The 13,035-nt window shown below is 68.6% G+C and carries 13 protein-coding genes; 9 read left to right on the forward strand and 4 right to left on the reverse strand.

Features of this window, described 5'->3' with window-relative positions; all coding sequences use genetic code 11:
* Positions 1-24: 24 nt before the first annotated feature.
* Complete coding sequence (locus tag AC1RUS_RS22870; protein ID WP_492918918.1) at positions 25-1,212, reverse strand: acyl-CoA dehydrogenase; 1,188 nt, start codon at positions 1,210-1,212, stop codon at positions 25-27.
* A 103-nt stretch (positions 1,213-1,315) separates the two neighbouring features.
* On the opposite strand from AC1RUS_RS22870, the gene AC1RUS_RS22875 reads away from it, so the two are divergent.
* A complete protein-coding gene (locus AC1RUS_RS22875) occupies positions 1,316-2,209 on the forward strand; it encodes a LysR substrate-binding domain-containing protein (RefSeq protein ID WP_492918919.1) in 894 nt (297 codons plus the stop codon).
* Here AC1RUS_RS22875 and AC1RUS_RS22880 read toward each other — a convergent pair.
* Both AC1RUS_RS22880 and AC1RUS_RS22885 read right to left on the reverse strand, forming a co-directional pair.
* Positions 2,206-3,045 (reverse strand): SDR family NAD(P)-dependent oxidoreductase, encoded by an 840-nt coding sequence (locus tag AC1RUS_RS22880; protein ID WP_492918920.1) that lies wholly within the window; start codon positions 3,043-3,045, stop codon positions 2,206-2,208. The two genes, AC1RUS_RS22875 and AC1RUS_RS22880, sit on opposite strands and share 4 nt — an antisense overlap.
* A 2-nt stretch (positions 3,046-3,047) precedes the next feature.
* The gene (locus AC1RUS_RS22885) at positions 3,048-3,362 is read right to left on the reverse strand and encodes a hypothetical protein (protein WP_492918921.1); all 315 of its coding nucleotides are present in this window, start codon (positions 3,360-3,362) and stop codon (positions 3,048-3,050) included.
* 118 nt (positions 3,363-3,480) lie between these two features.
* Between AC1RUS_RS22885 and AC1RUS_RS22890 the strand changes: the two genes are divergently transcribed.
* From AC1RUS_RS22890 to AC1RUS_RS22915, 6 genes are read left to right on the forward strand one after another with little or no spacing between them, the layout of a single operon-like run.
* Positions 3,481-4,371, forward strand: coding sequence for a polysaccharide deacetylase family protein (locus AC1RUS_RS22890; protein WP_492918922.1), 891 nt, complete (start codon positions 3,481-3,483; stop codon positions 4,369-4,371).
* Positions 4,372-4,405: 34 nt separating this feature from the next.
* Positions 4,406-5,215, forward strand: coding sequence for an HpcH/HpaI aldolase/citrate lyase family protein (locus AC1RUS_RS22895; RefSeq protein ID WP_492918923.1), 810 nt, complete (start codon positions 4,406-4,408; stop codon positions 5,213-5,215).
* A 17-nt stretch (positions 5,216-5,232) separates the two neighbouring features.
* Entirely contained in the window at positions 5,233-5,754 is a 522-nt protein-coding gene (locus AC1RUS_RS22900) for a MaoC family dehydratase (RefSeq protein WP_492918924.1), read from the forward strand.
* On the forward strand, positions 5,754-6,938 hold the full coding sequence (locus AC1RUS_RS22905) for an acyl-CoA dehydrogenase family protein (protein ID WP_492918925.1): 1,185 nt from the start codon (positions 5,754-5,756) through the stop codon (positions 6,936-6,938). The genes AC1RUS_RS22900 and AC1RUS_RS22905 overlap by 1 nt, the downstream gene beginning before the upstream one ends.
* Positions 6,938-8,083, forward strand: a complete 1,146-nt coding sequence (locus AC1RUS_RS22910) for a CaiB/BaiF CoA transferase family protein (RefSeq protein WP_492918926.1) — start codon at positions 6,938-6,940, stop codon at positions 8,081-8,083. Before AC1RUS_RS22905 ends, AC1RUS_RS22910 begins: the two co-directional genes overlap by 1 nt.
* Positions 8,084-9,193 (forward strand): CaiB/BaiF CoA transferase family protein, encoded by a 1,110-nt coding sequence (locus AC1RUS_RS22915; RefSeq protein WP_492918927.1) that lies wholly within the window; start codon positions 8,084-8,086, stop codon positions 9,191-9,193.
* Positions 9,194-9,402: 209 nt separating this feature from the next.
* Here the strand turns inward: AC1RUS_RS22915 and AC1RUS_RS22920 are convergent, their stop codons facing one another.
* Entirely contained in the window at positions 9,403-10,134 is a 732-nt protein-coding gene (locus tag AC1RUS_RS22920; protein WP_492918928.1) for a GntR family transcriptional regulator, read from the reverse strand.
* A 120-nt stretch (positions 10,135-10,254) separates the two neighbouring features.
* On the opposite strand from AC1RUS_RS22920, the gene AC1RUS_RS22925 reads away from it, so the two are divergent.
* Positions 10,255-11,619, forward strand: coding sequence for an MmgE/PrpD family protein (locus AC1RUS_RS22925; protein ID WP_492918929.1), 1,365 nt, complete (start codon positions 10,255-10,257; stop codon positions 11,617-11,619).
* 17 nt (positions 11,620-11,636) lie between these two features.
* Positions 11,637-13,034 (forward strand): phenylacetate--CoA ligase family protein, encoded by a 1,398-nt coding sequence (locus tag AC1RUS_RS22930; RefSeq protein ID WP_492918930.1) that lies wholly within the window; start codon positions 11,637-11,639, stop codon positions 13,032-13,034.
* Position 13,035: the final 1 nt, after the last annotated feature.

Here is a 13,035-nt window from a genome sequence, read left to right on the forward strand (position 1 = left end):
TCCCCCCTCGCGCCGCCGGCTGGATCAGAAGAACGCCTGCAGACCGGTCTGGGCGCGACCCAGGATCAGGGCGTGGACGTCGTGGGTGCCCTCGTAGGTGTTGACGGTCTCCAAGTTGATCATGTGGCGCATGACCGGGAACTCGTCGGAAATGCCGTTGCCGCCGTGCATGTCGCGGGCCGCCCGGGCGATCTCCAGGGCTTTGCCGCAGTTGTTGCGCTTGACGATCGAGATCATCTCCGGCGCCAGCTTGCCCTCGTCCATCAGGCGGCCGACCCGCAAGCTGGCCTGTTGGGCCAGGGCGATCTCGGTCTGCATGTCGGCCAGCTTCTTCTGATAGAGCTGGGTCTGGGCCAGGGGGCGGCCGAACTGCTTGCGGTCCAGGCCGTAGCTGCGCGCGGCGTGCCAGCAGGCCTCGGCCGCGCCGGTGACGCCCCACGAGATGCCGTAGCGGGCGCGGTTGAGACAGCCGAACGGGCCCTTCAAGCCGCTGACATTGGGCAGCAGCGCGTCCTCGGAGACCTCGACACCGTCCATGACGATCTCGCCGGTGATCGAGGCGCGCAGGCTGAGCTTGCCGCCGATCTTGGGCGCGGTCAGGCCGGCCAGACCCTTGTCCAGCACGAAGCCGCGGATGGCGCCATCGTGGGCGTCGGACTTGGCCCAGATCACGAAGACGTCGGCGATCGGCGCGTTGGAGATCCAGATCTTCGAGCCGGTCAGCTTGTAGCCGCTGGCGGTCTCCTCCGCCCGGGTGCGCATGCCGCCAGGGTCGGAGCCGGCGTCCGGCTCGGTTAGACCGAAACAGCCGATCAGTTCGCCCGAGGCCAGGCCCGGCAGGTATTTGCGGCGCTGCTCTTCGCTGCCGTAGGCGTGGATCGGATGCATCACCAGCGACGACTGCACCGACATCATCGAGCGATAGCCCGAATCCACCCGCTCGATCTCGCGGGCGATCAGGCCGTAGGCAACGTAGGAGGCGTTCACACCGCCGTATTCCTCCGGCAGGGTCGGACCCAGCAGGCCCAGCGCGCCCATTTCGCGGAAGATCTCCGGATCGGTGCGTTCCTCGCGATAGGCGTCGCGGACGCGGGGCGCCAAGCGCTCCTGGGCGTAGCTCCGCGCCGTGTCGCGGATCATCCGCTCGTCTTCGGTCAGTTGATCTTCCAGTCGGAAGGGATCGGCCCAATCGAAGGGCGAAAGGTCAGCCATGGTCGGTCCTGTCGTGCAGCGTGTCGGCGATAGGACCATGCCGGCTTTGATGATATCCAATTCAGAGTTTTGACAATTTGATCGCGCAGCGAGATTAAACCTGATGCTCGACAGCCGGCAGCTCCGCTACTTCGCCGCCGTGGCCGAGGACCTGCACTTCGGCCGCGCCGCCGAGCGGCTGAACCTGGCCCAGTCGGCGCTCAGCCTGAGGATCAAGGCCCTGGAGGACCAGCTTGGCGTGCGCCTGCTCAGCCGCGGCAAGCGGATGGCCGTCAGCCTGACCGACGCCGGCCGCCTGTTTCTGCCTGAGGCCACGGCGGTGCTGCGCCAGCTGGAGCGCGCCGAGCGCGTAGGTCGGCTGGCCGCGCGCGGCGAGGCCGGCCAGATCGAGCTGGGCTATGTCGCCTCGGCCGTCACCAGCGGCCTGCTGCCCGCGTTGCTGAAGAGCTTCCGCCAGACCCACGCCCAGGTGCGGATGAACGTCTCGGCCATGGAGACGCCGCGCCAGCTTCAGGCCATCGCCGACGGCCTGCTCGACATCGGGCTGATCCGGCCCCGCTCGCGCTATCCCGACGGCGTCACCGCGCGGATCGTCCACAGCGAGCCCCTGATGATCGCCCTGGCGGCCGATCATCCGCTGGCCGCCCGCGCGTCGTTGGCAGTGGCCGACCTGGAGGCCCAGGCCTTCATCGTCCCGCAGTTCAACGAGGCCAGCGGTTTCGCCAACAACCTGGCCAAGCTGGGCGCCCTGGGCGGCTTCGAGATCGAGCCGGCCTATCGGGTCAACGACTTCATCACCGCCGTCAGCCTGGCGGCCGGCGGCTATGGCCTGGTGCTGGTTCCGCGCTCGGTCCAGACCCTGGCCAACGCCGGGGTGGCCTATCGCACCGTCGACGGCTTCGATGACGAGGTTCAACTGGCCCTCGCCTATCGTCGTCTCGAACACTCGTCCTGCGCCCGCGCCTTCGTCGAGACGGCGCAGGCCCTAAGCATCTAATGCGGCTCCTCGCCGCCCGAAACGTTCAGGCTCTCGGCGGTGATGTACTTGGCCTCGTCCGAGCACAGGAAGGCCACGGCGTCGGCGGTGTCGTCGGGCTGGCCGGGACGGCCCAGGGGGATGCGGGCGGCCATGGCGGCCAGATAGGCCTCGACCGAAGCCGCGCCGGTGACCTTGGCGAAATATTCGTTCTGCCAGGCGCCCAGGCCCGTGGTCACGTGGTTGGGACAGACATTGTTCAGCGTGATCTGGTGCGGGCCCAGCTCGATCGCCGCCGAGCGGGTCAGGCCCACCAGTCCGTGCTTGGACGCCGTATAGGCCTGGGCGTGCGGGAAGCCCGACTTGGCGGCCTGGCTGGCGATGTTGACGATCCGCCCGCCCCGCCCCTGGGCGATCATCACCTCGGCGGCCGCCTTGATGCCGAAGAACGCGCCCGTCAGGTTGACGTCGATGACCGCCGACCAGTCCTCGGGACGCACCTCCAGCATCGGCTTCATGATGTAGCCGATGCCGGCGTTGTTGATCCAGATGTCCAGAGAACCGTGGGTCTCGACCGCATGATCGGCCAGCCCCCGCACGTCCGCCCACTGGCGAACGTCGCAGATGCGGGTGCTGGCCGATCCGCCGATCTGGCGCAGGTCGGCGGCGATCGCCTCCATCTCGGCCGTGCCGCCGATCATCGCGTCGGGTGTCGACGCGTCGGCTGAACGGCCCAGATCGGAAACGACCACCGCCGCCCCCTCCCGCGCCAGGCGCCGGGCGATGGCCTCCCCGAGGCCTCCGCGCCGACCGGATCCGGTGACCACCGCCGTCTTGCCCGCGAAACGACCCGTCATGGTCAGCCGACCTTGTCGGTGACGATGAAGGTGGTGTCGGCCCAGGCCTGAAACTCGGCGGCGATCGCCTGCATCGTCTCGCTGGCCACGTCCGCCCCGAAGGCGTCCATGTCGGCGACGTCGATGATCTCGATATATTGATAAGGCAGCGCCGCCTCGGTCCCCAGCAGGGCTTCCGACCGGAACACCTCGAACTTGTCGATCGAGCCCAGGGCGTTGACCGTCGGCAGGTCCCGGGTCTTGGCCCAGGCCTCGTAGTCGGCGACCGACTTGCCGGGCTTGAGGTTGAACAGGGCGATAATCCGCGTGACGGCCATCGGGCGCTCCTCCGGTTGCGACCCCGGGGCCGCCGTGAAGATTGGGACGGACATGCTGGATCGGCGGCCCGCGCGGCGCGCGGTTCTCGCGCCGACTGTTCGCCTCATGGAGACTCTGATGACCGCTCCCGCCGATTTCCGCTGGCCGGACGGCTCGCGCCTGGCCCTGTCCATCGTCGTCAATGTCGAGGAGGGCGCCGAGCACAACATCCGCGACGGCGACAAGGGCCCCGAGCCGGTCGACGAGCTGGGCGCGGTTCCCAAGCGGCCGATGCGGATGCACGGCAGCGAGAGCAACTATCTGTACGGCATCAAGGAAGGCGCGCCGCGCGTGCTGCGCCTGCTGGACCAGTACGGCCTGGAAGCCACCTGGACCGCCGCCGCCCTGGCCCTGGAGCGCGCCCCGGACCTCGCCGCCGCGATCAAGGCGCGCGGCGACGAGGTGGCCGCCCACGGCTATCGCTGGACCCATCAGTTCTGGATGGACGAAGCCAAGGAGCGTGAGTTCATCGACAAGGCCCTGACCTCGATCGAGGCCTCGATCGGGCAAAGGCCCTCGGGCTGGCTGTCGCGCTACCTGCACACCGACAACACCCGCCGCCTGCTGGCCGAGGCCGGGATCGCCTATCACATGGATGACTATTCGGGCGACTTCCCGTTCTGGGAGCGGGTCGAGACCGCCGACGGAACCACTAAGCCGATGGTCATCCTGCCCTACGCCATGGACTCCAACGACATGAAGTTCTGGCTGGCCCCGGCCCTGACGGCCAAGGACTGGCTAGCCTACGCTATCGACACCTTCGAGGAACTGCACGCCGAGAGCCAGGAGATCGGCGCGCGGATGATGAGTCTGGGCGTCCACCTGAGGATCATCGGTCGCCCGGGACGCATCGGTGCGTTCCGCCAGTTCCTGGCCCACGTGGCGCAGAAGGACGGGGTTTGGATCGCCTGTCGGAGAAACATCGCCAAAGCCTTCGCCGAAGCGGTCCCTGCCCCGGTTGCCGATTGACGACTACAAAGTTGTCCGGACATTTAAGCGCATCATGATCTATCGCTCCCTGCTCTTCGTGCCCGGCTCGCGGCCGGACCGCTTCGCCAAGGCGCTGGACGCCGGCGCCGACGCCGTCTGCATCGACCTGGAAGACGCCGTGCCGCTGTCTGGCAAGGCCGAGGCGCGCGCCGCGACCCTGGCCTTCGTCGGCGCGGGACAACGCCCCATCGCCCTGGGCCTGCGCATCAACGCCGTGCGCTCGCTGGACGGCCTGCGCGACCTGGTGGCCCTGGCCGAAAGCGACGCGCGGCCCGACTTCCTGATGGTCCCCAAAGTCGCCGCCGCCGAGGACCTGGCGGTGATCGTCGAGGCCCTGGGCGCCGGCGCCCCGCCCTTGTGGCCCGTCGTGGAGTCGGCCGAGGGCCTGCGTCGCGCCTGGGACATCTGCGCCGCGCCGGGCGTGGCGGGCGCGCTGTTCGGCGGCGCCGACCTGTCGGCCGACCTCGGCAGCGACATGAGCTGGGACGCCCTGCTGCTGGCGCGCGGAACCCTGGTCGCCGCCGCCGGCCGCGCCGGGATCGCCACGCTGGACGTGCCGCACCTGGACCTGAAGGACCCTGTCGACCTGGCCGCCAGCACCGCCCGCGCCAAGACCCTGGGCTTCACCGGCCGTTCCTGCATCCACCCCGACCAGGTCGCCGCCGTCAATGCGGCCTTCTCGCCCACCCCCGCCCAGATCGAACGCGCACAGCGCGTGGTCGAGGCCTTCGACGCCGCCGGCGGGGCCGCCGCCCTGCTGGACGGCAAGCTGATCGAACTGCCGGTCATCCGCGCGGCCCGCCGCGTGCTGGCTCGCGCTTAGGAATTCAGGAGAACCCCTTGGTCCAGAACTGGAAAGAGGTCGGTCCGCAGCGCTATCGCGAGACCTTCGGCCGTTACTTCGAGGACTTTATCGTCGGCGACGTCTACGAGCATCGCCCCGGCAAGACGGTGACCGAATACGACAACCACCTCTTCACGCTGCTGACCCTGAACACCCATCCGATGCACTTCGACGCGGAGTTCGCGGCGGCGTCCGAGTTCAAGAAGAACCTCGTGGTCAGTCCCTACACGCTGGCCCTGCTGATCGGTATGAGCGTGACCGACACCAGCCAGAAGGCCATCGCCAACCTGGGCATGGACGAGGTCAAGTTCACCGCCCCCGTCTTCGCCGGCGACACGATCTATGGCGAGAGCGAGGTGCTGGGCAAGCGCGAGAGCAAGTCGCGACCTGGCCAGGGCATCGTCACCATCCGCACGATCGGCAAGAACCAGCGCGACGAGATGGTCTGCACCTTTGTGCGCAACATGCTGATCCCGGCCCGCGGTCACGCGGTCGAGGACAAGGTCGGAAACTACTGATGACCCAAGAGATTTCCGAAGCCGACGAACGGCAGATCCTGGACGCCATCGACAAGTGGATCGAGAAGAAGGTCGCGCCCGTCGCGATGCAGCTCGAGCACGACGACATCTATCCGCATGACCTCGTCGAGGACATGAAGGAACTGGGCCTGTTCGGGGCCCTGGTCGATCCCGAATACGGCGGCCTCGGCCTGTCGGCCACCACCTATTCCCGCATCGTCACCCGCATCAGCGAAGAGTGGATGAGCCTGACGGGCATCTTCAACTCGCACCTGATGATGTGCATGGTCGTGCAGAAATTCGGCACCGACCGGCAGAAGGAATACTGGCTGCCCCGCTTCGCCGCCGGCGAGATGCGCGGTTGCCTGGGTCTCACCGAGCCCGACGCCGGCACCGACCTGCAGGGCATCCGCACGGTGGCTCGCCGGGACGGCGACGACTATGTGGTCAACGGGACCAAGACCTGGATCTCCAACGCCATCGAGGGTCATGTCGCCGCTCTGCTGGTCAAGACCGATCCCGAAGCCCAGCCCCGCCACAAGGGAATGAGCATGCTGATCACGCCGAAGATCGATCCCGAGACCCGGGCGCCGATTGCGGGCGTCACCAACGGCCGCAAGCTGGAAAAGCTGGGCTACAAGGGCATCGACAGCGGCGAGTTCATCTTCGAGGACTATCGCTGCTCGGCCGAGCTGTCCCTCGTGGGCGGCGAGGAAGGCCAGGGCTTCCTGATGGCCACCGGCGGCCTGGAAATCGGCCGCATCAATGTCGCCGCCCGCTCGGTCGGCATCGCCCGCCGCGCCCTCAACGAAAGCGTCAAGTACGCGCAGGTCCGCAAGACCATGGGCAAGCCCATCGCCCAGCACCAGGCCATCCAGCTGAAGCTCGGCGAAATGGCCGCCAAGACCCGCGCTTCGGAGCTCTTGGTCGAGGACGCCGCCCGCCTCTACGACAAGGGCCAGCGCATCGACATGGAAGCGGGCATGGCCAAGTACTTCGCGTCGGAGACGGCGCTGGAGGTGGCCACCGAGGCCATGCGCATCCATGGCGCCTATGGCTATTCCAAGGAATATCCGATCGAGCGCCTGTATCGCGACGCGCCGCTGATGTGCATCGGCGAAGGCACCAACGAGATGCAGCGGATTATCATCGCCCGCCAGCTCGTGGCCCGGAACCCGGCCTGATGAGACGCCCCCTAGAAGGCGTGAAGGTGCTGGCCGTCGAGCAATACGGCGCTGGCCCCTACGCCACGCAGCTGATGGCCGAGCTGGGTGCCCAGGTCGTCAAGATCGAGGCCCCCTCGATGGGCGGCGACGTCAGCCGCGCCACGGGACCGTTCTTCCTGGGCAAGGACGACAGCCAGTTCTTCCAGACCTTTTCGCGGTCCAAGCAGTCGCTCGCCATCGAGATCAAGACGCCCGAGGGCCGCGCCGCCTTCGAACGCCTGGTCGCCCAGGCCGACATGGTGGTCGACAACCTGCGCGGCGACCAGCCGGCCAAGATGAAGCTGACCTATGACGACCTGAAGGGCGTCAACCCGGCCATCGTCTGCGGCCACCTGTCGGCCTATGGCCGGGGCAACAGCCGCGAGGGCTGGCCCGGCTACGACTACCTAATGCAGGCCGAGGCCGGACTGATGAGCCTGACCGGCGAGCCCGGCGCGCCGCCGGCCCGGCTGGGCGTGTCGATCATCGACTTCATGACCGGGACCATGCTGGCCTTCGGCGTGGTCAGCGCCCTGCTGTCCGCCCGCACCACCGGCCAGGGCTGCGACGTCGACGTCTCGCTGTTCGACGTGGCTCTGCACCAGCTGTCCTATCCGGCCGTCTGGGCGATGAACCAGGACTACCAGGTCCAGCGCCTGCCCCGCGGCGCCCACCCGTCGATCGCGCCCTCGCAACTGGTGCGCACCGCCAATGGCTGGGGCCTGGTGATGTGTCAGACGCCCAAGTTCTGGGAGGCCCTGTGCGATCTCGCCGACGCCCAGGACCTGAAGCTGGATCCGCGCTTCAAGGACATCCCGACCCGACACGGCAACCTGACGGCGCTGAGCGACGAGATGGACACGCTGTTCTCGACCCGCTCGACGGCCGACTGGACCGCCCTGCTGGGCGGCAAGGTCCCGTTCGCGCCGGTGCTGGACCTGAAGTCGGCGCTGGACAATCCCTTCGTGGCCGAGGTCGCCATGCGCGACCGGGTCGAGCATCCCGACAAGCCCGAGGGTCTGGCCATGCTGGCCTGTCCCGTGCAAATCGATGGCCGGCGGATGCCCGGCGTCCGCGCGCCGAAGCTGGGCGAACATACGACCGCGATCCTGGGAGCCGAATAGATGAAGCTGGAAGGCGTTCGCGTCCTCGACCTGTCGTTCTTTCTGCCCGGGCCGATGCTCAGCCTGATGATGGCCGATCACGGCGCCGACGTGCTGAAGATCGAGCCGCCCGGCGACGGCGAACCTTCCCGTCACATCGGCTATCGCAAGGGCGGGACCACGGTGTGGTTCCGCAACACCAGCCGCGGCAAGCGCAGCCTGCAGGTCGACATGAAGTCGGAGGCGGGCCGGGCCCTGCTCCTGGAACTGGCCGCCGAGGCCGACGTCATCGTCGAGGCCTTCCGCCCAGGCGTCATTGACCGCCTGGGCTTCGGCTACGAGACCATCAAGGCGATCAATCCAGGCGTGGTCTACGTGGCCATCTCGGCCTTCGGCCAGACCGGACCCTATCGCGACAAGCCGGCCCACGACATCGCCGTGCAGGCCCTGGCCGGGGTGATCGCCCTGAACGAAGGCCATGACGGCAAGCCCGTCGCGCCGCACATGCCGGTGGCCGACGCCCTGGCCTCGCTGACCGCCCTGTCGGGCGTGCTGATGGCGCTGCTGCGCAAGCGCGACACCGGCGTCGGCGATTACGTTGATGTTGCGATGTACGACAGCGTCCTGGCCTGGACGCCCAACGTCACCGGCAAGATCTTCGCCACCGGCGAGCCGCACGTCCCCAAGGACGAGCGCAGCTGGGGCGGCAACGCCATGTACCATATCTATGAGACCGCCGACGCCCAGTGGGTGTGCCTTGGCGGCTCGGAGGTGAAGTTCGCCCGCAACCTGCTGGACGGGCTGGGTCGCCTGGACCTCCTGCCCTATGCGGAACTTCAGCCCGGGCCGGGTCAGGAGCCGCTGCGGGCGTTCCTGCGCGAGACCTTCAAGACCCGCACCCGCGCCGCGTGGGAAAGCTGGTTCGACGGTCGCGACGTCTGCTTCGCGCCGGTGCGGAACCTCAAGGACGCCTTCGACGATCCTGGCCTGGCCGTGCGCGGCATGCTGAGCCGCGACGCGGACGGCAACGAGACCGTCGGCACGCCGATCCTGTTCTCCAACGAACCGGCGCGGATCGATCCCGTCCCGCCCGAACTGGGCGCGGGTCCGTCGGGCTGGAAGGCGCGCTAGCCTACCGGTCTTCGCGCGCGATCAGCTCGACCAAGGCCGGGCTCGCTTCCATCAACAGGAAGGCGCTGGTCATCAAGAGCAGCAGACGCAGCAGCATGACTGTTCCCCTCCAATCGGACGCCCAAGGCGATCCGCAAGAAGGAGGCTGGACCCGGTCGCAAAACCGTCACCTGCGATTTCGCGGTTATCCGACGCGCGGATAGCCGCTGTCAGCCAAGCTCACCCGGCGCCGCGCGATAGCTCATCGCGTAGACGAAACGCGACGCCGGATGCACGCTGTCGGACACCAGAACCAGCACGTCGTCCTGGGCGTGGTAGCGGCGCACGGTGCGCAGGGCCGGCTCGCCGCGCGCGGTGCGCAGGATCCTGGCGCCGGCGGCGTCCAGCAGTTCGGCGCGGATTTCCTGCTCGATGCGCGCCACGCGCACGCCGTGGATTTCGGCGATCAGTTCCTGTACCGCGCCATCCCAGTCGGCGATCCGTCCCTCGACGTCGGCGAAGGCGGCCGGCACGAAGATGGTCGACAGCGCCATGGGCAGACCCTCGGCGACGCGGAAGCCTTCGGCCACCAGCCAGATCGCGCCGTCGGCCGGAACGTGCAGGCGCTCGGCCTCCAGCACGGTCAGCGGCCGGCGGACCAGCGAACGCACCCGCAGACGCGCGTCGCGGGCGTATTGCAAGAGCTCCTGTACCCCGCCCAGCGGCTGGACGAAAGCGGCCGGACGAGGCGCGTTGACGGTGGTGCCCGAACCACGCCGGCGCTCGACCAGGCCCGCCTCGCGCAACAGCCGGATCGCCTCGCGCATCGTGTGGCGTGACACGCCGTGCACAGCGCACAGCTCCAGCTCCGGCGGCAGCAGCCCACCGGCGGGATAGCGGCCCGAGGCGATCTCGGCGCGCAGGTCCTCGGCCAGCTGGCGGTAACGCGGAACGGTTGTCATCGCTCGACCCTAGCGCCTCGCGCGCGGCGATGCACGGCGCGGCCGGCCGCATTGATCGCTGTGCGCGAAAATCCGAGGACGCGGCCGGGCCCCTGGACGGTCGCTGCTAGCGTCACCCCCATGACCGCCGCCGAACGCCTTGTCGATCACGCCCTGTCGCTGCGCTGGGACGCCGTGCCGTCCGCCGTGCAGGAAGCCGCTCGCGCCCTGCTGCACGACGCCGTCGTGGTGGGCGCGGCCGGCGCCGGGGCCAACTACAGCGACGCCGTGCTGAAGGCCGCCGCCGGCTGGGGCGAGGTCTGCGCCGGTCCGTCCGGACGCGTGCTGGGCCGCCCCGGCGTGCGCCTGCCGCCGGCCCAGGCCGCCTTCGTCAACGCCTTCCAGCTTCACGGACAGGAGTTTGACTCCGTTCACGAAAAGGCCGTGCTGCATCCCCTGCCGACCATCGTGCCGGCGGTGATGGCCGAGCTGGATCGCAGCGGCCCCTACAGCGGCGAAGAGGTGCTGGCCGCCGTCGTCGCAGGGGTCGACGTCGCCATCGCCTTGGGCGTCGCGGCGACCACGGCCCTGCGCTTCTTCCGTCCCGCCACCGCCGGCGTGTTCGGCGCCACGGCCGCCGTCGCCCGGCTGAAGCGCCTGCCGCGCGAGACGGCCCTGGACGCCTTCGGTTACGCCCTGGCGTTCGCCTCGGGCACCATGCAGGCCCACACCGAGGGCAAGCCGGCCTTGCCGGTGCAGATCGCCGCCGCCGCCCGCTCGGCCCTGCAGGCCATCGACATCGCCCAGGCCGGCCTGCCCGGTCCGCGCGACTGGCTGGAAGGCCCGTTCGGCTACCTGCCCCTCTTCGAAGCCGGCTTCGACCTCGGCCCCGTGCTGGCCGACCTCGACAGTCGCTTCCGGATCGCCGAGGTCAGCTACAAGCCCTTCCCCACCGGCCGGGCCTGCCACGGCGGTCTGGTGGCCGTCCGCACCCTGGCCAACGACCACAGGGTCTCGCCGCAAGATCTTGAAAGCCTGATCTATTCCGCGCCGCCGTTGATCCGCCATCTGGTCGGTCGGCCGTCCAGGCCCGCGATGGACACCGCCTATGCCCGCCTGTGCTTGCCGTACCTTGCGGCGGTGATGCTGCAGCGGGGAACGGTGGGCCTGGACGACTACACGCCCGAGCGCCTGAACGATCCCGACACCCTGGCCCTGGCCGCCCGCATCGTGGTCGAGAGCGATGGCGCCGCCGATTCCGCCGCCTTCGTCCCGGCTCGCGCCATCGCCCGTCTGAAGGACGGCCGCGAGATCGCGATCGACGTCACCGCCCAACTCGGCTCGCCCGACTTCCCGATGAGCCGCGACGAGCGCCTGGCCAAGGCCCGCGCCTGCCTGGCCTTCGTTGGGCTGGAGCATGTCCACGACCCGCTCACCAACCTCTTCGACCGTTTCGACACCCTGCCCGACGCGGCCGAGGCCTTCGCCCTCGCCTGCGGCGGCTGATCCCTTCCAAGGTTCCCATGCCCCACCAGACCTACTGGCAATCCGTCGACTATCCAGCCCTGGTCGCCGACCACCCGATCGGCGACAACTTCACGCGCTTCGCCACCACCATCAGCCGCGACGCCCTGCGCGAGCACCAGAACCGCTTGTTCCTGCGCTGCGTCGACCGCGCCTGGAAGACGCCCTTCTACCAGCGCCTCTGGGGCGCGGCCGGGATCGAGCCGGGCGACATCCGCTCGCTGAGCGATCTGCCCAAGCTCCCCAGCTTCGACAAGTCCGACATCATGGCCTCGCTGGCCGCCAAGCCGCCGTTCGGCGACTTCGCCGGGGTCGAGGGCTATCCGGAGGGCCATCGGCCGCCGGTGATCCTGCACACCACCTCGGGCACCACCGGCGATCCGCAGGTGCTGCTGTTCGGACCCAAGAGCCGCGAGGTCCAGAACCTGCTGCTGGCCCGCAACTACCAGTTCCAGGGCCTGCGCCCCGACGATGTGGTCCACTCGGTCTATGGCCACGGCATGATCAACGGCGGCCACTATGTGCGCGAGGCCGTCACCCGCTGGACCAGCGCCGTCTTCCTGTCGGCCGGCACCGGGGTCGAGACCCGCTCGGCCCAACAGGTCGAGGTGATGAAGCGGTTCGGCGCCACCGTGCTGGTCGGCTTCGGCGACTATCTGAAGAAGCTGGCCGACACGGCGCTGGAAATGGGCATCGAGCCGGGCCGCGACATTCCCGTGCGGATGATCTCGGCCCACCTGGGCCGCGAGGACCGCGCGACCATGAGCAAGTCCTGGGGCGGGGCCGAGTGCTTCGACTGGTACGGCGTGGGCGACACCGGCCTGATCGCAGGCGAAGGCCCCGACCGTGACGGCCTGTATGTCCACGAGGACGCCCACTACCTGGAAGTTTGCGACATCGACAGCGGCCTGGCCGTCGCGCCCGGCGAACTGGGCGACATGATCGTCACCTGCCTCTTTAAGGACGACCTCTATCCGCTGATCCGCTTCAACACCCACGACGTCACGCGGGCCATTCCGGGCAAGTCGAAGATCGACATGACCTTCCAGCGGATCGAGGGCTTCCTGGGTCGCTCGGACAACATGGTCAAGATCCGCGGGATCAACATCTTCCCGCAGGGCATCGGCGCGATGCTGGAGCACGCGCCGCAGTTCGCAGGCGAGTTCATCTGCCGCGCGCGCCGCGACACGACCGGCCGCGACAGTTTCGCGGTCACGGCCGAAACCACGGCGCCGTCGACCGAATGGTCAGATATCGCAAGCTTCTATGGCGATATCCTGAAGCGCAAGATCGGCATTGAAGTCGAGGTCGAACTGGCGCCCAAGGGGGCAACGGCGCCGTTGACCCAGATCGACGTGCGTCAGAAGCCGATCCGCCTCATCGACGAGCGCTACTGAG

The organism is Caulobacter sp. GW821-FHT10F06, assembly GCF_058809215.1.